19 protein-coding genes are annotated in these 23,840 nt (G+C 73.0%); 11 read left to right on the top strand and 8 right to left on the bottom strand.

Annotation, left to right across the window (positions count from 1 at the left end; translation table 11 throughout):
* Positions 1-31 precede the first annotated feature (31 nt).
* The 5 genes from JZ5iCDA_RS02905 to nrdF all read left to right on the top strand — a co-directional run bounded on the left by JZ5iCDA_RS02905 (position 32) and on the right by nrdF (position 6,431).
* Entirely contained in the window at positions 32-1,522 is a 1,491-nt protein-coding gene (locus tag JZ5iCDA_RS02905) for a GH1 family beta-glucosidase (RefSeq protein WP_069385769.1), read from the top strand.
* A gap of 731 nt (positions 1,523-2,253) precedes the next feature.
* The gene (nrdH, locus tag JZ5iCDA_RS02900; RefSeq protein WP_069385757.1) at positions 2,254-2,499 is read left to right on the top strand and encodes a glutaredoxin-like protein NrdH; all 246 of its coding nucleotides are present in this window, start codon (positions 2,254-2,256) and stop codon (positions 2,497-2,499) included.
* Between the two features lie 103 nt (positions 2,500-2,602).
* The gene (gene nrdI / locus JZ5iCDA_RS02895) at positions 2,603-3,034 is read left to right on the top strand and encodes a class Ib ribonucleoside-diphosphate reductase assembly flavoprotein NrdI (protein WP_069385756.1); all 432 of its coding nucleotides are present in this window, start codon (positions 2,603-2,605) and stop codon (positions 3,032-3,034) included.
* A gap of 47 nt (positions 3,035-3,081) precedes the next feature.
* Complete coding sequence (gene nrdE / locus JZ5iCDA_RS02890) at positions 3,082-5,208, top strand: class 1b ribonucleoside-diphosphate reductase subunit alpha (RefSeq protein WP_069385768.1); 2,127 nt, start codon at positions 3,082-3,084, stop codon at positions 5,206-5,208.
* 242 nt (positions 5,209-5,450) lie between these two features.
* Entirely contained in the window at positions 5,451-6,431 is a 981-nt protein-coding gene (gene nrdF / locus JZ5iCDA_RS02885; RefSeq protein ID WP_069385755.1) for a class 1b ribonucleoside-diphosphate reductase subunit beta, read from the top strand.
* 72 nt (positions 6,432-6,503) lie between these two features.
* Here the strand turns inward: nrdF and JZ5iCDA_RS02880 are convergent, their stop codons facing one another.
* Both JZ5iCDA_RS02880 and JZ5iCDA_RS02875 read right to left on the bottom strand, forming a co-directional pair.
* Positions 6,504-7,067, bottom strand: coding sequence for a phosphoribosyltransferase (locus tag JZ5iCDA_RS02880; protein WP_083259597.1), 564 nt, complete (start codon positions 7,065-7,067; stop codon positions 6,504-6,506).
* Between the two features lie 141 nt (positions 7,068-7,208).
* Positions 7,209-8,180 carry an FKBP-type peptidyl-prolyl cis-trans isomerase gene (locus JZ5iCDA_RS02875; protein WP_069385754.1) on the bottom strand — a complete coding sequence of 324 codons (972 nt, stop codon included), beginning with the start codon at positions 8,178-8,180 and terminating at the stop codon, positions 7,209-7,211.
* 189 nt (positions 8,181-8,369) lie between these two features.
* Between JZ5iCDA_RS02875 and JZ5iCDA_RS02870 the strand changes: the two genes are divergently transcribed.
* Genes JZ5iCDA_RS02870 through JZ5iCDA_RS02860 form a run of 3 tightly spaced genes read left to right on the top strand, consistent with a single transcriptional unit; the run spans position 8,370 to position 10,422 of the window.
* Positions 8,370-8,675: a hypothetical protein gene (locus tag JZ5iCDA_RS02870; protein WP_069385753.1), complete on the top strand. Its 306-nt coding sequence runs from the start codon at positions 8,370-8,372 to the stop codon at positions 8,673-8,675.
* A gap of 51 nt (positions 8,676-8,726) precedes the next feature.
* Positions 8,727-9,605 carry an alpha/beta hydrolase gene (locus tag JZ5iCDA_RS02865; protein WP_253181919.1) on the top strand — a complete coding sequence of 293 codons (879 nt, stop codon included), beginning with the start codon at positions 8,727-8,729 and terminating at the stop codon, positions 9,603-9,605.
* A gap of 31 nt (positions 9,606-9,636) precedes the next feature.
* Positions 9,637-10,422, top strand: coding sequence for an alpha/beta fold hydrolase (locus JZ5iCDA_RS02860; RefSeq protein WP_069385752.1), 786 nt, complete (start codon positions 9,637-9,639; stop codon positions 10,420-10,422).
* A 69-nt stretch (positions 10,423-10,491) separates the two neighbouring features.
* On the opposite strand, the gene JZ5iCDA_RS02855 is transcribed toward JZ5iCDA_RS02860, so the two are convergent.
* Entirely contained in the window at positions 10,492-10,932 is a 441-nt protein-coding gene (locus JZ5iCDA_RS02855; RefSeq protein WP_069385751.1) for a hypothetical protein, read from the bottom strand.
* Between the two features lies 1 nt (position 10,933).
* A complete protein-coding gene (locus JZ5iCDA_RS02850; protein ID WP_083259596.1) occupies positions 10,934-12,376 on the bottom strand; it encodes a hypothetical protein in 1,443 nt (480 codons plus the stop codon).
* Between the two features lie 288 nt (positions 12,377-12,664).
* On the opposite strand from JZ5iCDA_RS02850, the gene JZ5iCDA_RS02845 reads away from it, so the two are divergent.
* The 3 genes from JZ5iCDA_RS02845 to JZ5iCDA_RS02835 are packed head-to-tail and all read left to right on the top strand — an operon-like array spanning position 12,665 to position 15,793.
* Positions 12,665-13,798, top strand: coding sequence for a hypothetical protein (locus JZ5iCDA_RS02845; protein WP_069385750.1), 1,134 nt, complete (start codon positions 12,665-12,667; stop codon positions 13,796-13,798).
* A complete protein-coding gene (locus tag JZ5iCDA_RS02840) occupies positions 13,795-14,823 on the top strand; it encodes a hypothetical protein (RefSeq protein WP_069385749.1) in 1,029 nt (342 codons plus the stop codon). Before JZ5iCDA_RS02845 ends, JZ5iCDA_RS02840 begins: the two co-directional genes overlap by 4 nt.
* A 19-nt stretch (positions 14,824-14,842) precedes the next feature.
* Positions 14,843-15,793, top strand: coding sequence for a tetratricopeptide repeat protein (locus JZ5iCDA_RS02835; protein ID WP_069385748.1), 951 nt, complete (start codon positions 14,843-14,845; stop codon positions 15,791-15,793).
* Positions 15,794-16,088: 295 nt separating this feature from the next.
* Here JZ5iCDA_RS02835 and glgB read toward each other — a convergent pair whose 3' ends face one another.
* The 4 genes from glgB to JZ5iCDA_RS02815 all read right to left on the bottom strand — a co-directional run bounded on the left by glgB (position 16,089) and on the right by JZ5iCDA_RS02815 (position 23,749).
* Positions 16,089-18,314, bottom strand: coding sequence for a 1,4-alpha-glucan branching protein GlgB (gene glgB / locus JZ5iCDA_RS02830; protein ID WP_069385747.1), 2,226 nt, complete (start codon positions 18,312-18,314; stop codon positions 16,089-16,091).
* A 104-nt stretch (positions 18,315-18,418) separates the two neighbouring features.
* Positions 18,419-19,858, bottom strand: a complete 1,440-nt coding sequence (locus tag JZ5iCDA_RS02825; protein ID WP_069385746.1) for a hypothetical protein — start codon at positions 19,856-19,858, stop codon at positions 18,419-18,421.
* A gap of 40 nt (positions 19,859-19,898) precedes the next feature.
* A complete protein-coding gene (gene treS / locus JZ5iCDA_RS02820) occupies positions 19,899-21,689 on the bottom strand; it encodes a maltose alpha-D-glucosyltransferase (protein ID WP_069385745.1) in 1,791 nt (596 codons plus the stop codon).
* Complete coding sequence (locus JZ5iCDA_RS02815; protein WP_069385765.1) at positions 21,686-23,749, bottom strand: alpha-1,4-glucan--maltose-1-phosphate maltosyltransferase; 2,064 nt, start codon at positions 23,747-23,749, stop codon at positions 21,686-21,688. The genes treS and JZ5iCDA_RS02815 overlap by 4 nt, the downstream gene beginning before the upstream one ends.
* Between the last annotated feature and the right edge of the window lie 91 nt (positions 23,750-23,840).

Here is a 23,840-nt window from a genome sequence, read left to right as displayed (position 1 = left end):
CGCCCCGCCGCGACCGATCAGCGAGGATCCCGTGACCACCGACACCACCGCCGCAGCCACCCCGCCCACCGAGACCGCGACCGCGCCCTCGAGCAAACGCACGTTCCCCGCCGACTTCGTGTGGGGCTCCGCGACCGCGGCCTACCAGATCGAGGGCGCCGCCGCCGAGGGCGGCCGCACGCCGTCCATCTGGGACACCTACTCGCACACCCCCGGCCGGACCCTCAACGGCGACACGGGCGACGTCGCCGACGACCACTACCACCGGTGGGCCGAGGACGTGCAGCACATCGCCGACCTCGGCCTCGGCGCCTACCGCTTCTCCGTCTCCTGGTCACGCGTGCAGCCCGGCGGCTCGGGACCGTTCAACGCCGAGGGCGTCGCGTTCTACTCCCGCCTCGTCGACGCGCTGCTCGAGAAGGGCGTCAAGCCCGTCGTCACGCTCTACCACTGGGACCTGCCCCAGGAGCTCGAGGACGCCGGCGGCTGGGCCGACCGCCGGACCGCCTTCGCGTTCGCCGAGTACGCCCGGCACATGGCGCGCGAGCTCGGCGACCGCGTCGACACGTGGACCACCCTCAACGAGCCCTGGTGCTCCGCCTACCTCGGCTACGGCTCCGGCGTGCACGCGCCCGGCCGCACCGAGCCGGCCGCGGCGCTCGCGGCCGTGCACCACCTCAACCTCGCCCACGGGCTCGCGGTCGCCGCGATCCGCGACGAGCTGGGGGAGGACGTGAAGACGTCCATCACGCTCAACCTCCACGTCATCCGCCCCGACGACCCGGCTTCGGACGCCGACCTCGACGCGGTCCGCAAGATCGACGCCCTCGCCAACCGCGCCTTCCTCGGCCCGGTCCTCGACGGTGCGTACCCGCAGGACCTCCTCGACGACACCGCGCACGTCAGCGACTGGTCGTTCGTGCGCGACGGCGACCTCGAGCTCGTCCGCCAGCCGCTGTCCGTGCTCGGCGTGAACTACTACTCGACCGTGCGCGTGCGCCACTTCTCCGGCGAGGGGGAGCGGGCCGAGAACGACGGGCACGGCGCCTCCACCCACAGCCCGTGGATCGGCGTGACCGACGTCGAGTTCGTCCAGCAGCCCGGCCCGTACACCGCGATGGGCTGGAACATCGAGCCCGCCGGCATGACCGAGCTCCTCGTGTCCCTCGCGCGGACCTACCCCGACCAGCCGCTCATGGTCACCGAGAACGGGGCCGCGTTCCACGACGAGGTCACGGTCGACGCCGACGGCACGCCGCGCGTGCACGACGACCGCCGCGTCGCCTACCTGCACGACCACGTCGACGCCGTCGGCGCCGCGATCGACGCCGGCGCGGACGTGCGCGGGTACTTCGCGTGGTCGCTGCTCGACAACTTCGAGTGGGGATACGGCTACGACCGGCGGTTCGGCATCATCCGCGTCGACTACGAGACGCTCGAGCGCACGTGGAAGGACTCCGCGCACTGGTACCGCCGGCTCGCGACGTCGGGCGTGCTGCCGGGGGTTGACGAGACGGCCTGACGCGTCCTCGACGAGGCCCGCCCGTGTTTCCCGCGGGCGGGCCTTCGTGCGTCCTGGGCGTGCGTCCGCGGGCGGCCCTCCGCGGGCGGGGTCGCGGGTCTACCATCCGGCCGCTCGTGCCTCGCGGCCTCCCGCCAGACCCGCCACGACCCGCGACCCCGCCCGCCCCGGCCCGCCCGCTCTGCGCGGTCCTGCACTGTCGGTCAAGGTGAGGCCGCCGTGAGCGTGACCTTTCTCGCACCGTTCTTGTGATGGCGCGACACGCCGACAGGTCACGACCCGATGACGACTTCCAGGCGATGGCGTGTCCGGTTCGACCACAATTTGTCGGCCGTGGTGAGCGGCTCCGCGGGCGGTCCACCGGTCTGCACAGGGTGTGGATCGTCGTCGTCCCCATGCTGTGGACCATCCTGCGGAAGCCGCGGGAGCAGGCCGATCCGGGGTCGTCGGAGCGGTGGACGACGGGGTGCGGAGCAGGCTGTCAGGGGTGCCTGGGAGCATAGGAGCCGGTGGCTACCACACGCCGGAGGGTGAAGTTGCGACACGACCCCGACACGACATCTAGTGGGCTCGCGCGAGTTCGACCCCTAGGTATAGTGGTTGCACACCTGGGGGGCGTAGCGCCTCGACAGGCTTACACATACGTAGTTCCACCGGTGTACTTCGAGGTCAGAGACGCATCTCCCTCCCCGAGCACCGGGTCCTGAGCGAGAGACGAGGAGTCCCCCACCATGAGCGTCACGGTCTACAGCAAGCCGGCTTGCGTTCAGTGCGACGCGACGTACCGCGCTCTCGACAAGAAGGGCATCGAGTACACGGTCGTCGACATCAGCCAGGACGCCGAGGCGCTCGAGCTGGTGCGCGGGCTCGGCTACCTGCAGGCCCCCGTCGTGGTGGCCGGCGAGGAGCACTGGTCGGGCTTCCGCCCCGACCAGATCAACGCCCTCGCGCAGAAGGTCGCCCCGGTCGTCGCCTGACCCGACGGGCCGGCCGGTGACGGCCGGCCCACACCGGGGCGTGCGACGTCCCGGCAGCAGCGCACAGCAGGCGGTACGCAGAGCAGGACGGAGGTGCGTCCCCGTGGGGTCGCTCGTCTACTTCTCCAGCGTCAGCGAGAACACGCACCGCTTCGTCCAGCGGCTCGGCCTGCCCGCCCTGGGCATCGACGTACGGCGCATCCCGTTGCGACCCACCGACGGGTTCCTGCGGGTGGACGAGCCCTACGTGCTCATGGTCCCGACCTACGGGGGCGGCAACGAGGGCGGAGCCGTCCCGCGCCAGGTCGTGAAGTTCCTCAACGACGTGCACAACCGGTCGCTGATCCGCGGTGTCATCGCCGCGGGCAACACCAACTTCGGCGAGGCCTACTGCATCGCCGGCGACATCATCTCCGCGAAGTGCCAGGTGCCCTACCTGTACGCCTTCGAACTCCTGGGAACAGCCGAGGACGCCGTGCGCGTCCGCGACGGATTGGGACGATTTTGGCAACGACAGTCACAGATTCCGGCGTGACCGCGGACGGCGCGCTCGCCGCCGGCTCCGAGCCCTCGGCGCAGGAGGTGTCGCTGTCGAGCACGCAGCTCGACTTCCACGCGCTCAACGCGATGCTCAACCTCTACGGGCCGAACGGCGAGATCCAGTTCGACAAGGACCGTGAGGCCGCGCGGCAGTACTTCCTGCAGCACGTCAACCAGAACACGGTCTTCTTCCACGACCTCGCCGAGAAGCTCGACTACCTCGTCGAGAACAAGTACTACGACCCGGCCGTGCTCGCGAAGTACGACCGCGCGTTCGTGAAGTCGCTGTTCGAGTTCGCGTACTCGAAGAAGTTCCGCTTCGAGACGTTCCTCGGCGCGTTCAAGTACTACACCTCGTACACGCTCAAGACGTTCGACGGCAAGCGCTACCTCGAGCGCTTCGAGGACCGCGTGTGCATGGTCGCTCTCGGCCTCGCGGACGGGAACGAGCAGCAGGCCCTCGACATCGTCGAGGAGATCATCAGCGGCCGCTTCCAGCCCGCGACGCCCACGTTCCTCAACGTCGGCAAGGCGCAGCGCGGCGAGCCCGTGTCCTGCTTCCTGCTGCGCATCGAGGACAACATGGAGTCCATCGCGCGCGGCATCAACTCCGCCCTGCAGCTGTCGAAGCGCGGCGGGGGCGTCGCCCTGCTGCTCAGCAACATCCGCGAGCACGGCGCGCCGATCAAGCACATCGAGAACCAGTCGTCCGGCGTCATCCCCGTGATGAAGCTGCTCGAGGACTCGTTCTCCTACGCGAACCAGCTCGGCGCGCGCCAGGGCGCCGGCGCCGTGTACCTGCACGCGCACCACCCGGACATCCTGCGGTTCCTCGACACCAAGCGCGAGAACGCGGACGAGAAGATCCGCATCAAGACCCTCTCGCTCGGCGTCGTCATCCCGGACATCACGTTCGAGCTCGCCAAGAAGAACGAGGACATGTACCTGTTCTCGCCGTACGACGTCGAGCGCGTCTACGGCAAGCCCTTCGCGGACATCTCCGTCACGGAGAAGTACGACGAGATGGTCGACGACTCGCGCATCCGCAAGACGAAGATCAAGGCGCGCGACTTCTTCCAGACGATCGCCGAGCTGCAGTTCGAGTCCGGCTACCCGTACATCATGTTCGAGGACACGGTGAACAAGGCGAACCCGATCAAGGGCCGCATCACCCACTCGAACCTCTGCTCGGAGATCCTCCAGGTCTCGACGCCGTCGACGTTCAACGAGGACCTCTCGTACGACCACGTCGGCCGCGACATCTCCTGCAACCTCGGCTCGCTCAACATCGCCAAGACGATGGACTCGCCCGACTTCGCGAAGACCATCGACACCGCGATCCGCGCGCTCACCGCCGTCTCCGACCAGACGAGCATCGAGTCGGTCCCGTCGATCAAGCGCGCCAACGAGATGGGCCACGCGATCGGCCTCGGCCAGATGAACCTCCACGGCTACCTCGCGCGCGAGCGGATCCACTACGGCTCCACCGAGGGCGTCGACTTCACCAACATCTACTTCTACACGGTCGCCTACCACGCGATCGCGGCCTCCAACCGGCTGGCGATCGAGCGCGGGCGCGCGTTCGGCGGCTTCGAGGACTCGAAGTACGCGACGGGGGAGTACTTCGACAAGTACACCGACCAGGTGTGGGAGCCGGAGACCGACCGCGTCCGTCAGCTGTTCGCCGACGCCGGCGTGCACATCCCGACGCAGGACGACTGGAAGGCCCTCAAGGCCTCCGTCATGGAGCACGGGATCTACAACCAGAACCTCCAGGCCGTCCCGCCGACGGGGTCGATCTCGTACATCAACAACTCGACGTCGTCCATCCACCCGGTGCCGTCGAAGATCGAGATCCGCAAGGAAGGCAAGATCGGCCGCGTCTACTACCCGGCGCCGTACCTGACGAACGACAACCTCGAGTACTACGAGGACGCGTACGAGATCGGGTACGAGAAGATCATCGACACGTACGCCGCCGCGACGCAGCACGTCGACCAGGGCCTGAGCCTCACGCTGTTCTTCAAGGACACGGTCACGACGCGCGACGTCAACCGCGCGCAGATCTACGCGTGGCGCAAGGGCATCAAGACGCTGTACTACATCCGCCTCCGCCAGCTCGCGCTGGAGGGGACGGAGGTGGAGGGTTGCGTCAGCTGCATGCTGTAGTCGCCTGAGGCAACCGTTTCGGTTGCCGTCGCGGCCTCTGGGGAGGCGCGCGCGGGTCTACCATCCGCACCGCTCGTTCCTCGCGGTGCTCCCGCCAGGCCCGCCACGACCCGCGCGCGCCTCCCCGCCGGCCGCTCGTCGTCGGCTCGCCCCGGCCGTCGTGCAGCAGTGCCCGACGGCGTAGGGTCCGTCCCATGTCATCGTCCCGGTCGGTCCGGGGTCAGCAGGAGAGAAGAAGGCAGATGTCGCCCACCGGGAAGCTCAAGCTCATCGATCGCGTGAGCGCGATCAACTGGAACCGTCTCGAGGACGACAAGGACCTCGAGGTCTGGGACCGGCTCGTCGGCAACTTCTGGCTGCCCGAGAAGGTGCCGGTGTCGAACGACATCCAGTCGTGGCACACGCTCACCGAGTCCGAGCAGCAGCTCACGATGCGCGTGTTCACGGGCCTCACGCTGCTCGACACCATCCAGGGCACGGTGGGCGCCGTCTCGCTCATCCCGGACGCGCTGACGCCGCACGAGGAGGCGGTGTACACCAACATCGCGTTCATGGAGTCGGTGCACGCCAAGAGCTACTCGTCGATCTTCTCGACGCTGTGCTCCACGCGCGAGATCGACGACGCGTTCCGCTGGTCGGAGGAGAACCCGAACCTGCAGCGCAAGGCCGAGATCGTGATGGACTACTACAAGGGCGACGAGCCGCTCAAGCGCAAGGTCGCGAGCACGCTCCTCGAGTCGTTCCTGTTCTACTCCGGCTTCTACCTGCCGATGTACTGGTCGTCGCGCGCCAAGCTGACGAACACGGCCGACCTCATCCGCCTCATCATCCGCGACGAGGCCGTGCACGGGTACTACATCGGCTACAAGTTCCAGAAGGGCCTCGAGAAGCTCGCGCCCGCGCAGCGCGACGAGCTCAAGGCGTACACGTTCGAGCTGCTCTTCGAGCTGTACGACAACGAGGTGCAGTACACGGAGGACCTCTACGACGGCGTCGGGCTCACCGAGGACGTCAAGAAGTTCCTGCGGTACAACGCCAACAAGGCGCTCATGAACCTCGGGTACGAGGCGCTGTTCCCCAAGGACGAGACCGACGTCAACCCGGCGATCCTGTCCGCGCTGTCCCCGAACGCCGACGAGAACCACGACTTCTTCTCCGGCTCCGGCTCCTCGTACGTCATCGGCAAGGCCGTGAACACCGAGGACGAGGACTGGGACTTCTGAGCCACCCTCACCCGCACGACGACGGCCGCCGCCCCGCGAGGGACGGCGGCCGTCGTCGTCGCGCGACCAGGGTCAGTCGTTCGGTCGCGCCGTCGCGCCCTCGATCGGCGGGTCGGCCGACCATGGGAACGTGATCCAGAGGTCGGTGTCCTTCCACGAGTAGTCCGGCTGGATGATCGTGCGCGGCTTCGTGTACAGCACGGCGGAGCGCGCCTCGGCGCCGTGCTCGCCCAGCATCTCCATGACGAGCGCGAGCGTGCGGCCGGAGTCGGCGACGTCGTCGACCACGAGGACGTGCGCGCCCGGCAGGTCGGACGTGTCCATGAGCGGCGGGAGGACGCGCGGGTCGGCGAGCGTCTGGCCGATGTCGGTGTAGAACTCGACGTTGAGCGTGCCCACGCCCTTCGTGCCGAGCGCGTAGGCGACCGCGCCGCCCGGCAGCAGGCCGCCGCGCGCGACCGCGACGACGACGTCGGGCCGGAACCCGCTCGCCACGACCTGCTCGGCGAGCTCGCGCGCCGCCACCCCGAACGTCTCCCACGTGAGCACCTCGCGCTCCGGCGGGACCGCCGACGGCGGCGTGTCCTCGCGTGCGGTGGGCGCGGTCGGAGCGGGCGTGGTCGTGGGGTCCGTCATCCCCCGAGACTACGTGGCGCTCGATGTGCCCAGGGCACCGGGGCGTGGCCACGGACGGCTCCACGCGACGAGGGCCGCTCCCGGGACGGGAGCGGCCCTCGTGGGCGACGCGGCGCGGCAACGCCGGCGGTCAGCGGGTCGTCACTGCGCGTCGAGGATGTCCACGACGAAGACGAGCGGCGAGTCCGGCGGGATGGAGCCGTCGGGCGTGCCCTGCGCGCCGTACCCGAGCTCGGACGGGATGACGAGCAGCACCTGGCTGCCGACCGTCTGGCCCGCGAGACCCTGGGTCCAGCCGGGGATGACCTGCTGGAGCGAGAAGCTCGTGGGTGCGCCGCGGTCCCACGACGAGTCGAAGACGGTGCCGTCGAAGAGCATGCCCGTGTAGTGCGCGGTGACCGTCTGGTCCTCGGTCACGACCGGGCCGTCACCCTTGATGAGGGTCTGGGCCACGAGCTCGGCGGGAGCCTCGTAGCCCTCGGGAACCTCGATCGTCGGCTTGCCCGTGTCGTCGAGCGTCACGGTGGGCAGGCCCTCGGCCGGCGTGACCGGCTCGCCCTCGGCGCGCGACGGGATCGTCTTCGCGTCCGTGATCTCCGCGACCGTCAGGTAGGTGACCGGTTCACCGGTCGCCTGGTCGGCGCCCGGGTTGGCGAAGAGGAAGCGCGTGCCGACGTTCTTGCCCTCGAGCGCCTCGGCGAGCTGGGGGATGAGGCTCTCGTCGCCCATCGTGAGGGTGTCGGGGGTGCCGGCCTCCCACGTCGAGTTGCCCTTCGTCGCGTCGGCCCCCGAGTAGGTGGCCGAGTGCATCGTGAGCTGCTGACCGTCCTCGAGCGGCGCGCCGTCGCCGTCCGCGACGGAGAGCGCCGTGACCGCGGAGACCTCGAACGGCGTCTCGAACTCGAGCGTCGGCTCCGAGCCTGCGTCTCCCGAGACCGTGACCGCCTCCAGGGCGGCGACGTCCTCGGGGGACGAGGTCGCCGCGTCGCTCGCGGACGGGCTGGGCGACGACGTCTCGCCGTCCGACCCGCCATCGCCCGACGCGCAGCCGGCGAGCAGGAGGGAGGCGCCGAGGGTGAGCGCGGCGACGCCGCGCAGGGTGCGGTGCTTCACGAGGGGTCCTTCGGTCGAGGGGACGACGCGCGCGCCGTCGGGGTCTGTGTCGCGCCGGCCGAGCCCGTCGCGTCGACGTCCTCGGCCACGGTGCGGCACCGGCCGGGTCACTCTAGCCGCACGGTCTGGACGCCCGCTGGGAGCGGCCGGGGTTCGGGTGACCGCCGGTCGTCGGGTCATGATGGAGGGGTGCCGTCCCGCAGACCCTCCCGCAAGCGACCCTGGGGCGCCGAGCACGCCCCGCTCGACCTCGACCGCGCCCTCGGGGGTGCGCGCCGCGAGTCCGGGTCCGACGGCGAGTGGACCGTGCGCACGGTGCGCGGCAGCTCCAAGACGTACCTGTGCCCGGGCTGCCGTCAGGAGATCCCGCCGGGGACCGGGCACGTCGTCGCGTGGCAGGAGGACTCGTTCTTCGGCACCGAGACCGCGCTCGAGAACCGCCGGCACTGGCACACGTCGTGCTGGCAGGCGCGCGAGCGCCGTCGTCCCCGCTGAGCGGCGGCACCGGAGGAGCGGGCGGCGCCGAAGCAACTAGGCTCGACGACGATGAGCACCGCACCCGACGCCGCGCCGTCCGACACCGCCTCGTCCGAGCCCGTGCCCGCCCCGGCCGAGGGCAGCACCCCGATCCGGTCCCTGACCGTCCTGCCGGCGCGCCGTGAGGACGTCGAGCTGCACACGGCCGACGGTCTCACGCTCGTCGGGGAGCTCGCGCTCCCCGAGGACCGCGACCCCGTGGCGACGCTCCTCACGCTCCACCCGCTGCCGACGCACGGCGGCTACATGGACTCGCACGTGTACCGCAAGGCGGCGTGGCGGCTGCCGGCGCTCGCGGACCTCGCGGTGCTGCGCTTCAACACGCGCGGCACCTCGTCGCCGCGTGGCACGAGCGAGGGCGCGTTCGACGGCGGCGAGGCCGAGCGCTTCGACGTCGCGGCCGCGATCGAGTTCGCGGAGTTCCACGACCTGCCGCGCCCGTGGCTCGTCGGCTGGTCGTTCGGCACGGAGCTCGCGCTCAAGCACGGCACGGACCCCGCCGTGGAGGGCGCGATCCTGCTCTCGCCGCCGCTGCACCGGGCCACCGACGCCGACCTCGACCGCTGGGACGAGTTCGGCAAGCCGCTCGTCGTGCTCGTCCCCGAGCTCGACGACTACCTGCGCCCCGACGAGGCGCGCCGCCGGTTCGCGCGCGTGCGCCAGGCGGAGGTCATCGGCGTCGACGGTGCCAAGCACCTGTGGGTGGGGGAGGCGTCGGTGCGCCGCGTGCTCGACGAGATCGTGGGGCACGTGCGCCCCGGGCACCCGCTGCCGCTGCCCACGACATGGGTCGGGGACGGGGAGCCGGCGCGCGACGCCGACCAGGACACCGAGGCGAGCGACCAGGCGAGCTACGACGCGAGCCGCACCGACGGCGTCGCGGACTGACCGACCCGAGCACACCCCCGGAGGAGACGACGTGACGACGCCCGAGCTCGAGACGTACACGCTGCGCGAGGGGTCCGGCACCCCGCTCGTCCTGCTGCACGCCTTCCCGGTCGACCACCGCATGTGGACGGACCTCGTCGAGGCGCTGCCCGAGGACCAGACCGTGGTGGCCGTCGACCTCCCCGGGATGGGGCAGAGCCCCGACGGGCCGCAGCCGCCGACGATCGAGGCCGCCGCGGACGCGACCGCCGCCGCCCTGGCCCGGGCGGGGATCACGCGCGCCGTCGTGGCCGGGCTGTCGATGGGCGGGTACGTCGCGCTCGCCCTGGCCGAGCGCGAGCCGGGCCTCGTCTCCGCCCTCGGCCTCGTCGACACGAAGTCGACCGCCGACTCCGAGGAGGCGCGGGCGAACCGCCTCCGCGTCGCGGACGCCGCGGAGTCCTCGCAGACGGTGGACCCGGTGCTCGGGATGCCGGCGGTCGTCCTGGGGGAGACGAGCCGCGCGGTGCGACCGGAGCTCACGGACCGCCTCGAGCAGTGGATCCGCGAGCAGCGGCCCGCGGGGATCGCGTGGTCGCAGCGGGCGATGGCGGCACGCCCCGACCGCACGCACGTCCTGGAGTCCTTCGCCGGGCCGGTGACCGTGGTCGTCGGCGAGGAGGACGGCGTCACGCCCGCCGCGGAGGCCGAGCACATGGCGCAGGCCGCGTCGCGGTCCCGGCTCGTGCGGGTGCAGGCCGCGGGGCACCTCAGCGCGGTCGAGGACGCGGCCGCGGTGGCCGACGCGCTCGCCGACCTCGTCGCGCGCGCCTCCTGAGCAGCGACCGCGGCGTGATCACGCGGCGGCAGGTCCGCCCCGGTCGGAGCCGGTGAACCGGGCCGGTCGTCAGGACCCGTCGAGCAGGCGGGCGAGCGCGTCGGCGAGGTCCACGGACTCGCCGTCGCGCCCGCCCTTGCCGAGCACGAGCGGCGGGTCGGACGGCTCGAGCGTCGCGCCCCGGACGCGGGCTGCGAGGCTGGCGGGCACGCCCAGCACGTAGAAGGCGCCGTCCGTCCCGACCGCGACGCTGCGGTTGCGGCGCAGGTACCAGCCCTCCACGCCCGTGCGGTACGTCGCGCCGCCCGTGAACGCGCGGGCGCGCAACGGCTCGGGAGGGACGCCGCGCTCGCGCGCGGCGACGACGAAGTCGGCGAGGAGCGCACGCGCCGCGGCGCTCTCCTGCGCGCGCCGGCGGTCCAGCTCGCGCTGCTGGTGCTCGGCCGCCTCCGTCCGCTGCCGGCGCCAGGCGTCGGCGTCGGCAGCCGGACGGGGCGGCGTGCCGGTCATGTCAGGCCGACGCCTGCGCGTCGCCGTCGCGACGGGCGGGCTTCTTCGCCGCCGGGTCGGCGTCCTGCTCCGGCTGCTCCGGCGCCTTCACGGTCGCGACCTTCGTCACCGCGTCCTCCGGGACGACGGGGAACTCCGCCGTGAGGAGCTGCGCCGCGCGCGCCTGCTGTGCGGGCGTGGACGCCGGCATCGGCACGGGGGCCGGGCGTGCGGGCGCCTTGGTGCCCTCCTGGTCGCCGAGGAGGCCGCGGAGCTCGTCGAGGTAGGTGTTGATCGAGTCGTGCTGACGCGTGAGGTCCTCGAGCTGGCGCTGGGCCACGGCGCGCTGCTGCTCCGCCTCCGCCTTGGCGTCGCCCACGGTCTGCTCCGCGAACTCGCGCGCCTCGGCGACGATGCGGTCGGCGTTGCGGCGCGCGGTCGACATGAGGTCCTTGACGTAGGCGTCGGACTCCGCGCGGACCTTCTCCGCCTGCTCGAGCGCGAGCGCGACGCGCTTCTCGGCCTCCGCCGCGTGCTCCTCGGCGGTCGCGACGAGCTTCTCCGTCTCGGCCTTCGCGGTCGCGTGGCGCTCGGCGTTCTCGCGCTCGGCCTCCTCGCGACGGCGGACGATGTCGAGCTCGGCGTCGGCGAGCGCGGTGCGCGCCTGGTCGCGCAGCTGCTCCATCTCCGACGTGACGGCGTTCGCCGCCTCGGACGCCTTGCGCTGGGCCTCGTCGACCTGGCGCTGCGCCTCGCGGCGCGCGTTCTCCAGGAGCTCCGCCGCCTCGCGCTCCGCCGTCTCGCGCTGGGCCGCGGTCTCGGCGGCGACGCGGGCGCGCAGCTCGGCGGCCTCGCGCTCGGTCGTGACGCGCAGCTCCGTGGTCTCGCGCTCGACCGAGGCGCGCAGCGTGCCGAGCTCGCGCTCGAGCGACGCCCGGCGCTCGCTCTCCTCCGTGGCGATGGCGCTCTGGATGCGGGCGGCCTCGCGCTCCGCGGAGCCCACGAGCTCCTCGGCGCGACGCTGCGCGCTCACCAGGGTGCTCTCGGCCTCCGAGGCGCTCGTGGTGCGGATCTCCTCCGCCTCGAGGCGCGCGCTGTTGAGCAGCTCGGCCACCTCGTTCTCGGCGCGCGAGCGCACCTGCCCCGCGGAGAGCTTCGCGCGGGCCATGATGTCCGCGGCCTGGCTGTTCGCCTGCGACAGGATGTCGGCCGACTGCTCCTCGGCCGAGCGCATGAGCTGCTCGATCCGGGAGCCGAGGCCCGCGTACGAGGGGCGGTCCGCCTCGCGCAGCTGCCGCTGGGCGTCCCCCAGCTCGGTGGTGAGCTGCATGACGCGCGAGTCCGACGCCTCGAGGCGGGTGCGCGCGTCCTCGAGCGCCTTCTCCAGCTTCGCGAGCTGAGCCTCGACCTGGACACGGTCGTAGCCGCGCATGGTGATGGGGAAGAGCGTGCGCTCGTCGGACACGTCGATGACCTCCGGTGTGGTTCGTCCTGAGCAACCACCGCCGGGCGACCTCGCGCCCCCAGCGTTGGTCGGAGGGCGACGGTCGCGCCGCGGCCCTGTTCGATCCACCCAGGATACGTGCCGTCGGGTGCCCTGAATACCCGGATTGGATCACCCGGCGCGTCGCGGTGGGACGGGTGCGAGGCCGTGGCGTGAACACTTGGTGAGGATCTGCGCACGCGGCCCCGCACTCGATCCGTCGGCGCTTTGGCACCTATCCTGGAACGTCGATCGACGAAGGGAAGCTCGGTGCTGCAACGAATCATCGCCGCGGTCCTGCTCGTGGCGGGGCTCGTGGCCGTCGGCCTCGGCGTCGCGTCAGCCACGGTGTGGCGGGACAGCGACACGGTCACGGCGACCACCGCGTTCACGGGCGACGGGACGATGCTCGTCACCGAGCCGGGCGTGCTCGACCTCGTGGACGCGGACGTCACGATCCGCGCGACCGCGCCCGGCGAGCAGGAGGTGACCCTGGCGATCGGCCGGGAGGTCGACGTCACCGGCTGGGTCGGGCAGGACCCGCACGGCGCCGTGACCGGCCTCGCCGACTGGGACCGGCTCGCCACGACCCAGGTGACGCCCGAGGAGGCCGCCGAGGACGAGGCACCCGCCGAGGGCACCGAGACGCCCGCCGAGGAGACCGAGGCGCCGGCGGACACCGAGGAGACCGCGGCCGTCGGGATCGACCCCGCGGGCTCCGACATGTGGGTCGCCGAGGCGTCCGGCGCGGGCTCCGTGTCGCTGCGCTGGTCCGACCAGCCCGGCCGCTGGCAGCTCCTCGCCGCCGGCGTGGGGGAGGGCGCGGCCGCGCCGACGCTCGAGCTGTCGTGGCCGCGCGAGGTCGAGACGCCGTACCTGTGGCCCGGCGTGATCGGCGGGATCGTGCTGATCCTGCTCGGGCTGGGCATCGGCGCCGCGAGCCTGCGGCCGGGGCGGCGCAAGACGTCCGGGCGGCGCGGGGAGACCGGCGCGACGCCCGTCGTGGCTCCGGCCGGGGGCGGCGACGCCGAGCGGGCCCGTACGGCGTCCGGCACCCCGGACCGGGCCGAGGAGCCGCCGGCGGACACCGCCGAGGTGCGCACGCTCACGCGCCGCCAGCTGCGCGAGCGCGAGGAGGCGGAGCGCCTGGCGGCCCAGCCGGGGCGTCCGCAGAAGCCCCGCCGTGCGTGGCTGACGGGCCAGATCCCCGTCGTGCCGCGAGACAAGCGGCCGAAGACGGCCGCGCAGCCGGTCGTGGACCCGACGACCGCGCACCCGACCGAGCAGGACAGCGCCACGACTCGCGCGGACGCCTGGCGACGCGCCTGGGGCTTCAGCGCCGGGACGTCGGAGTCCGGGACGCCGCGCGACGAGACGGACGAGACGAAGGACAGCACCCGATGAGCCCGACCCACCGCTCCGCCCTCCGCCCGCGCCGGGCTCGCCTCGGCGCGGTCGCAGCCGCCGCGGGCGTCGTCCTCCTCGCGGGGTGCGCGGCGCCCCTGCCCACGCCCGAGCCCGACGAGAGCCCCGCGACCCCGCCGCCCGTGCTGGACGAGAGCCAGGAGGCCGAGGTGCTCGCCGCCGTCGGTGGCGCGCTCGAGGAGGCCGGGGCCGCCAACGACCCCGCGCTGCTCGAGGGGCGGCTCACGGGCCCGGCGCTCGCGATCCGCACGAGCCAGCTGTCCGTCGCCAAGACGCGGGGCAACGCCGACCTCGTGACCGAGCTGCCGACCGACGTGCAGCAGGTCGTCATCCCGACGACGCAGGACTGGCCGCGCACGTCGTACGCCGTGAGCGTCCAGCCGGAGAGCCTGCAGTCCCCGCGGCTGACGGTGTACGAGCAGGCCGGGCCCCGCGAGCAGTACGAGCTGTGGGGCTGGGTGCGGTTGTTCCCGAGCACGACCCTGCCCAGCTTCGCGGCGCCCACCCTCGGCAGCGAGGCCGTCGCCCCGGACGACGACTCGCTCATCGTCTCGCCGGCGGACGCGATCGCGCAGTACGCGGATGTCCTCAACGTGGGCGCGTCGTCGAGCTTCGCCGGCACGTTCCCGGACGACTCGTTCCGCTCGCTGCTCGCGGAGCGGGCGAAGCTGTGGAACGACGCCCTCGCGCCCGCGGCGGGCTCCTACTCCCTGACCTTCACGCCGAACCCGGACGAGCCCGTCCGGGCGGTGCGGACCGCCGACGGCGGCGCGCTCGTCGTCGGCGCGATGACGTCGGCCGAGACCATGTCGGCGGAGGAGGGCGCGGTCGTCCCGCCGTCGACCGAGACCGAGAAGGCGCTGTTCGGCTCGACCCAGGCGTCGAACGTGCTCAAGGTCGGCTACGTCGACGTCGTCGCGATGTACGTGCCGCCGGCGGGGTCGGAGGAGCAGGTCCGGGTGCTCGGGACGGAGCACGTCGCGACGTCGATCGCGAACTCCTGACGCTCCGTAGGATGCACCCATGAGCGAACCCACCCAGCCGACGTTCGACGTGCGCGGAGCGGTCGACCTCTCCGCGCTGACCCGTCCGCAGGCGCCCCCGCCGGGGCAGGAGGGCGGCGCTCCCGCGGCCGGCGGGTACGTCGTCGACGTCACCGACGAGACGTTCCCGCAGCTGGTCCAGGACTCGACGCAGTACCCGATCGTGGTGCTGCTCTGGATCCCGACCGACCAGGCGAACGCCCAGCTCGGCACGGAGCTCGGGGCCCTCGCCGACGAGTACGCGGGCCGGTTCCTCCTCGCGCGCGTCGACGCGCAGACGTACCCCCAGATCGCCGCGGCGTTCCAGGTGCAGGGCGTCCCCACGGTCGTCGCCGTGCTGCAGGGCCAGCCGGTGCCGCTGTTCCAGGGCGCCGCCCCGGCGGAGCAGGTGCGCGCGGTCCTCGACCAGGTGCTGCAGGCGGCCGAGGCGAACGGCGTCACCGGGCGCGCCCCGGCCCAGGGCGCCGACGGCACGTCCCCGGACGCCGCGGCACCGGCTGCGGAGCCCGAGCCCGAGCTCCCGCCGCTGCACCAGGAGGCGTACGACGCGATCGAGCGCGACGACCTCGACGCCGCGGTCGCGGCGTACACGACGGCGATCAAGCAGGACCCGAAGGACGCGCTCGCCGTCGCGGGGCTCGCGCAGGTCCGGCTCCTGCAGCGCACGCGCGGCGCGGACCTCGCGACGGTCCGTGCCGCGGCCGCGGACGCCCCGACCGACGTCGACGCCCAGCTCGCGGTGGCCGACCTCGACCTTCTCGGCGGCAAGGTCGACGACGCCCTCGGGCGCCTGCTCGACCTCCTGCCGGGCGCGGACGCGGACGGCAAGGAGAAGCTGCGCGTGCGCCTCCTCGACTACTTCGAGGTCGTCGGCCCGACCGACCCCCGCGTCGGCAAGGCCCGCCAGCGCCTCGCGATCAGCCTGTACTGACCCCCGCACCCCGCGCGGCACAGCACGACGGCGGCCCGGTCACCTCCCGAGGTGACCGGGCCGCCGTCGTCCCACGAGACCGCTGGAACCGCAGAAGCCGGACGCCGTCGTCCTGGGAGGCGGAGCGGAAGGCGACGTGACACCGGTGGGAGGGGTGGGGGCGCCGGGTCGTGGCGGGCCTGGCGGGAGCCGCGAGGCACGAGCGGCGGATGGTAGACCCGGCGCCCCCACCCCACCCACCACCCAGGGTGAGCGAGCAGCCGACCCACCACCCAGGGCGAGCAAGAAAGGCGGACTACGCCGGCACGAGGTACAGCGCCCCGAGCGGCGGCACGCGCAGCTCGACGGAGTGCGCGCGTCCCTTCCACGGCACCGCCTCCGCCTGCACCTCGCCGAGGTTCCCGACGCCGGACCCGCCGTAGGTCTCGGCGTCGGTGTTGAGCACCTCGCGCCACGCGCCGTCCGACGGCAGGGCGAGCCGGTAGCCCTCGTGCGGCGTCCCGGCGAAGTTCACGACGACGGCGACCTGGCTGCCGTCGCGGCCGCGCCGCAGGAAGGCGAGGACGTTGTGGTCGGCGTCGTCGGCGTCGAGCCACTCGAACCCGGCGGGGTCGTGGTCGAGCTCCCAGAGGGCGGGGGTCGCGCGGTAGAGGGCGTTGAGGTCGCGGACGGTGCGCTGGACGCCGGCGCGGCCGGGGTCGGTCGCGAGACCGTCCCAGTCGAGCGAGCGGCCCTCGTTCCACTCGGTGTGCTGCCCGATCTCGCTGCCCATGAAGAGCAGCTGCTTGCCGGGGTGGGCCCACTGGTAGGCGAGGAAGGAGCGCACGCCGGCGCGCTTCTGCCAGTCGTCGCCGGGCATCTTGCCGTAGAGCGAGCCCTTGCCGTGCACGACCTCGTCGTGGCTGATGGGCAGGACGAACTGCTCGGAGTAGGCGTACACCATGGAGAAGGTAATCTCGTGGTGGTGGTAGCGCCGGTTGATGGGCTCCTCGGCGACGTAGCGCAGGGAGTCGTTCATCCAGCCCATGTTCCACTTGAGCCCGAACCCGAGCCCGCCCGAGGACGTGGGGCGCGTGACGCCGGGCCAGGCGGTGGACTCCTCGGCGATCATCATGACGCCGGGGGTGCGCCGGTAGGCGGTGGCGTTGGCCTCCTGGAGGAACGAGATGGCCTCGAGGTTCTCGCGCCCGCCGTGCACGTTGGGGTGCCACTGGCCGGGCCCGCGGGAGTAGTCGAGGTAGAGCATCGAGGCGACGGCGTCGACGCGCAGCGCGTCGACGTGGAACTCCTCGAACCAGTAGGTGGCGTTGGCGACGAGGAAGTTGCGGACCTCGTTGCGGCCGAAGTCGAAGACGTAGGTGCCCCAGTCGGGCTGCTCGCCGCGCAGCGGGTCCGCGTGCTCGTAGAGCGGGGTGCCGTCGAAGCGGGCGAGCGCCCACTCGTCGCGGGGGAAGTGGGCGGGCACCCAGTCGACGATGACGCCGACCCCGGCGGCGTGGAGGGCGTCGACGAGGTGGCGCAGCTCGTCGGGGTGGCCGAACCGTGAGGTGGGCGCGTAGTAGCCGGTGACCTGGTAGCCCCACGAACCGCCGAACGGGTGCTCGGCGACGGGCAGGAGCTCGACGTGCGTGAAGCCCTGTTCGACGACGTACTCCGTGAGCTGCTCGGCGAGGTCACGGTACGACAGGCCCTGCCGCCACGAGCCGAGGTGCACCTCGTAGATGCTCACCGGGCCGCCGTGCGGGTCGCTCGCCGCGCGCTCGGCGAGCCACGCGTCGTCCTCCCACGCGTACGTGGACTCGACGACGACGCTGGCCGTCGCGGGCGGCACCTCGGCGCTCTTGGCGAGCGGGTCGGCCTTCTGCCGCCACGACCCGTCGGGGCCGAGGATCTCGTACTTGTACCGCTCGCCGCCGCGCACGCCGGGGACGAACAGCTCCCACACGCCGCTGGACCCGAGGGAGCGCATGGGGTGGGTGCCGCCCCAGCCGTTGAAGTCGCCGATGACGCGCACGGCGCGCGCGTTCGGCGCCCACACGGCGAACGCGGTGCCGGTGGTGTCGCCGAGCACGCTCGGGTACGTGCGCACGTTGGCGCCGAGGACGCGCCACAGCTCCTCGTGACGTCCTTCGCGGAGGAGGTGCTGGTCGACCTCGCCGAGCGTGGGCAGGAAGCGGTACGGGTCGTCGGTCGTGGCGACGTTCTCGCCGTAGCGGGCGCGCACGCGGTAGTCGGGCGCGTGGCGCGCGCCGTCGTCGTCCACGGGCACGGGCACGACGGCCGCCCACACGCCGTCCTGCTCGTGGGTCGCGGGGTGCTCGCCGTCGGTGGTGACGACGACGACCTCGTCCGCGAGGGGCCGCAGGACCCGCACGACGGCGCGCGCGTCGTCGGGGTCGGGGGCCAGGTGCGGGCCGAGGACGGCGTGCGGGTCGAAGGTGCGTCCGGCGGCGGCCGCGGCCAGCGCCTCGGCCTGCACGGCGACGGGGAGGGGGGTGGGGGAGGTGTCCGGCCCGGTCATGGGGCAACCATTCCACGACTGCGCGCCGCCCACATGACGAGCCCGTGGACGCCGGGGCGTCGGCCCGTGCGGAGTCGCCGTCAGCCGGTCAGCCGGTCAGCCGGTCAGCCGGCGCCGGCGAGCAGCCGGTCGACGGCCGCGAGCGGGATGGGCTCCCAGTCGGGCCGGTTGCGCGACTCGTACACGACCTCGTAGAGCGCCTTGTCGAGCGTGAGGGCGCGCACGAGCGTCTCCGACGTCGCGCGGTCGACGCCGGCGGTGTCGGCGCGCTCGTAGGCGTCGAGGAACGCGGTGCGCGCCTGGACGGCCCAGCCGGCGCTCGGGGCGTTCCCGACGGCGGCGGCGTAGTCGAACGACCGGACGACGCCCGCGACGTCGCGCAGGGCGAGGTCGGGCCGGGTGCGCTCGGCGACGGGGCGCAGCGGCTCGCCCTCGAAGTCGAGCACCTTCCACCCGAACCGGCGCGCGTGCAGCACCTGCCCGAGGTGGAGGTCGCCGTGCACGGTCTGCAGGCGCGGCAGCGCGTCGGGGACGTGCGCGACGGCGGCCAGGCGCTCGGCCGTCCGGTCCCAGAACGCCGCGATGCAGCCGGCCCGCCGGGCGAGCGCGCGCGAGGACGCGACGGCCTCGTCGGACCGGCGGCGCAGGTCGTCGACGAGCCACTGCGCGTCGACGGGGCGCCAGACGCCGAACGCGTCGCGCAGCGCGGCGTGCAGGTCGGCGAGGACGCGCCCGAGGTCGGCCGCGAGCTCAGCGAAGGAGGCGTCCTGGCCCGCGTAGGAGCACGCGAGGTCGAACCCGTCGCGCGCGCCCTCGACGAACTCGCCGAGGATCGCGAGGTGCGCGGACCGGTCGGACGGGGCGGGGCCCGGGTCGTCCGCCGCGTCCCACGTGACCTCGAGCCACGCGAGCGGGCGCGGGACGCCGGTCCAGCCCTGGTGCGCGAGCGCGCGCGGGATCGTGACGTCCGGGTTCGGGCCGATCGCGATGGCGCGCAGCACCTTGAGCATCGTCCCGCCCGCCGTCGCGGGCAGCAGGACCGAGCTGTTCGACTGCTCGACGGACAGCGCGCGCCCGTCGGTGAGGTCCACGCGCGCGTCGGCACCGGGGGAGTCCCACGCGGACGCCGCGAGGAGCGCGGCCCAGCACAGCGGGTGCGCCGCGCCGTCGTGCACGACCCACGGGGCGCCGTCCTGCACGACCTCGCCGATCCGCGAGGGACCGGGGCCGGGGGCGTCGTCGGGCGCGGGAGCGGACGCGGCACCCCCCTCGGGCCTGTCGACGGGGACCAGCACGAGGGGGACCTGGACGACGAGGTCCACGCCCTCGCCGACGAGGCGCACGAGGTGCAGGTCGACGCGCGCGCCCGCCGGGACGTCGCCGGTGCCGGGCGGCAGCGGCGACGGGACGTCGAGCGCGAACGACAGCCACGGCTCGTGGCGCACCGCGACGCCCTTGACGGGGTACCAGCGCCGCGCGGGCAACCAGGCGTCGAGGAGCGCGAGCAGGTCGGGGGTGGGAGTGCTCGTGCGCCGTGCCGTCACCTGGTCGCTCCCGTCTCGTCCGGCCGTCCGCCCCGGTGCGTCAGTCGTCCTCGGACGGTGGCGCGACCACCAGCCAGTAGAAGTCGCGCGAGCCCCATGTCATCACGACCTCGCCGTCCTCGCCCACGCGCGGGAACTGCGCACCGCCGAACACGTCGAGCAGCGCCGACCCCGCGTGGTCGGGGAGCCGGATCGTCGCGGACCGCGCCGTCGCCGACAGGTTCGCCGCGCACAGCAGCGTCTCGGTGGGCGTGCGGCGCAGGAACGCGATGATCGACTCGTTGTCGCACTCGAGGGCCACGAAGTCGCCCGTGCCGAAGCCGGGGTGGCGACGGCGCACCTTGAGCATGCCGTGCACCCAGTGCAGGAGCGACGTCGACTGCTCGAGCTGCGCCTCGACGTTGACGTACCCGTAGTGGTGCACGAGGGACTGGACGAGCGGCAGGTAGAGCTTGCCCGGGTCCGCGGTGGAGAAGCCCGCGTTGCGGTCCGGCGTCCACTGCATGGGGGTGCGCACGGCGTCGCGGTCGGGCAGCCAGATGTTGTCGCCCATGCCGATCTCGTCGCCGTAGTACAGGCACGGGCTGCCCGGCAGCGACAGCAGGAGGGCGTGCGCGAGCTCGACCTCCTTGCGCGAGTTGTCGAGCAGCGTCGCGAGCCGGCGCCGGATGCCGACGTTCGCGCGCATGCGCGGGTCCTGCGCGTACCACCCGTACATGGACGCGCGCTCCTCGGTGGAGACCATCTCGAGCGTCAGCTCGTCGTGGTTGCGCAGGAACGTGCTCCACTGCCCGCCGCGCGGGATCTCCGGGGTGTCCGCGAGGATCTCGAGGAGCTGGTTCGCCCGCTGGTCCCGGATCGCGTAGAAGATGCGCGGCATGACGGGGAAGTGGAAGCACATGTGGCACTCCGGCTCCTCCTCGGTGCCGAAGTAGTCCACGACCTCGCGCGGCCACTGGTTCGCCTCGGCCAGCAGGATGCGGCCGGGGAACTCCGTGTCGACCATCTTGCGGACGCGGCGCAGGAACTCGTGCGTGCGCGGGAGGTTCTCGCAGTTCGTGCCCTCCTCCTCGTACAGGTAGGGCACCGCGTCGAGCCGGAACCCGTCCACGCCCATCTGCAGCCAGAACCGCGCGACGTCGAGCATGGCGTCAGCGACCCGCGGGTTCTCGAAGTTGAGGTCCGGCTGGTGGGAGAAGAACCGGTGCCAGAAGAACTGGCGCCGCACGGGGTCGAACGTCCAGTTCGACGTCTCCGTGTCGACGAAGATGATGCGCGCGTCGGGGTAGCGCGAGTCGTCGTCGCTCCACACGTAGAAGTCGCCGTACGGGCCCTCCGGGTCGGCGCGCGACGCCTGGAACCACGGGTGCTGGTCGCTCGTGTGGTTCATCACGAGGTCGATGACGACGCGGATGCCGCGCGCGTGCGCCTCGCTCACGAGCTCGGCGAAGTCCGACGTCGACCCGAACTGCGGGGCGATCGCCGTGTAGTCGGCGACGTCGTACCCGCCGTCGCGCATCGGCGAGGGGTAGAACGGCGGCAGCCAGAGGGCGTCGATGCCGAGCCACTGGAGGTAGTCGAGCCGGTCGATGAGCCCGCGCAGGTCGCCCGTCCCGGTGCCGTCGGAGTCGGAGAACGCCCGGATGATGACCTCGTAGAACACCGCGGTGCGGTACCACTCGGGGTCGTCGGACAGCCCGGGGCGCGAGTCGGCGGCCGGCGCCGGCTGCCGGCGCGGCGGCAGCGCGGCGATCGGCACGGGGGCCGTGATCGGCGGCACGGGCGCGGGGCCGGCGGCGACGCCGCGCGGCGCGGCGGACGGCGTCGTCATGCGGGCCCCACGTGCAGGACGTGCGCCACCTGGTGCCACGGCTCGAGGCGCACGTACGCCTCCTGGCCCCAGCCGTAGCTCTCGCCGGACAGCTCGTCGTGCACGACGAACGACGGGGTCCACGGGTCGTGGCCCGCGGGCGGCTGCGGCAGGCCGAGCGCGGCGAGGTCGAGGTGCACGGTCGACTCCTGCGGGGAGTGCGGGTCGAGGTTGACGACGACGAGCACCGTGTCCGCCACGCCCGTGGGGGAGTGCTCGGCCGGCAGGTGGCGCGAGAACGCGAGCACCTGGTCGTTGGTCGTGGGGTGGACGGTGAGGTTGCGCAGCTGGCGCAGCGCGGGGTGGTCGCGGCGCACCTCGTTGAGGCGCGTGAGCAGCGTCGCGATGCCGATGTCGTCCGCGAGCGCCCAGTCGCGCGGCCGGTACTCGTACTTCTCGTTGTCGATCTGCTCCTCGACGCCGGGGCGCGGCACGTTCTCCACGAGCTCGTAGCCGGAGTAGATCCCCCAGGTGGGCGACCCGAGGGCCGCGAGCACCGCGCGGACCGCGAACCCGGCCACGCCGCCGTGCTGCAGGTACGGGGGGAGGATGTCGTGCGTCGTCGGCCAGAACGACGGGCGCATGTAGCTCCCGGCGGGCCCGGAGACCTCTTCGAGGTACTCCGCGAGCTCTTCGCGCGTGTTGCGCCACGTGAAGTACGTGTACGACTGGTGGAACCCGATGCGCGCGAGCGTGTGCATCATCGCGGGCTTGGTGAACGCCTCCGACAGGAAGATCACCTCGGGGTTCGTGCGCCGCACCTCCGCGAGCAGCCACTCCCAGAAGTCGAGCGGCTTGGTGTGCGGGTTGTCGACGCGGAACGCGGTCACGCCGCGCGCGATCCACACGCGCACGACGCGCAGGACCTCGGCGTAGATGCCCTCGGGGTCGTTGTCGAAGTTGAGCGGGTAGATGTCCTGGTACTTCTTCGGCGGGTTCTCGGCGTAGGCGATCGAGCCGTCGACGCGCGTCGTGAACCACTCGGGGTGCTCGGTGACCCACGGGTGGTCGGGGGAGCACTGCAGCGCGAGGTCGATCGCTACCTCGAGCCCGTTGCGCCGGGCCTCCTTGACGAACGCCTTGAACGTGCGCTCGCTGCCCAGCTCGGGGTGGATGGCGTCGTGGCCGCCGTCCGCGGAGCCGATCGCGTACGGGCTGCCCGGGTCGCCCGGCAGGGCCGTGAGGGAGTTGTTGCGACCCTTGCGGTGGGTCGTGCCGATGGGGTGGACGGGCGTCAGGTAGACGACGTCGAAGCCCATCGCCGCGATCGCGGGCAGGCGTCGCGCCGCCGACGTGAACGTGCCCGAGCGCCAGCGGCCGTCCTTGAGGCGGCGCGCGCCCTCCGACCGCGGGAACATCTCGTACCACGCGCCTGCGAGCGCGAGCGGGCGGTCGACGCGCAGCGGGTACGTGGCCGACGCCGTCACGTGGTCGCGCAGGGGCGCGCGCCCGAGGGCGGCGCGGACCTCGTCCGACGTGGCGGCGGCCAGCCGGACCGGCGCGGGGCGGGCGGCGTCGGCGAGCGCCGCCTCGGCGTCGGCGAGGACGCGGGCGTCGGCGGGGCCGCGCGCGACGTCGTCGGCGAGGATGCGCTCGAAGAGCCGCACGCCCTCGGCGAGCATGAGGTCGACGTCGACGCCCGCCTCGATCTTCACCGTCGCGTCGTGCGCCCACGTCCCGTACGGGTCGCTCCAGGCCTCGACGCGCAGCGACCAGTCGCCCGTCGTGTCGGGGTGGAGGGTCGCGCGGAACCGGTCGAGCCCGGGCGCGACGTCGACCATGCGGGCCGTGCGCTCGGACCCGTCGGGCGCGACGAGGACGGCCGTCGCGGCGACGGCGTCGTGGCCCTCGCGGAAGACGGTCGCCTCGACGGGGACCATCTCGCCGACGACGGCCTTCGCCGGCCAGCGTCCGCCCTCGACGACGGGCGAGACCTCGATGACGGGGATGCGGCCGATGGGCGCGGCCGGGGTGGGCGACGGAGGGCGGTGGGGGGCGCTGGCCGGTGGGGTCGACGTCACGAGCACAACGTATCGATGCCTCCGGGGGCCAGGCACCTGGGGAGGGGTCGTGGCGTGCGATCGGGAGACCGGCCGGGGTGAATGTTCACGC

Source organism: Cellulosimicrobium cellulans, from assembly GCF_001722485.1.
Lineage (GTDB): Bacteria > Actinomycetota > Actinomycetes > Actinomycetales > Cellulomonadaceae > Cellulosimicrobium > Cellulosimicrobium cellulans_A.
This window is presented reverse-complemented; position numbering and strand designations above follow the sequence as displayed.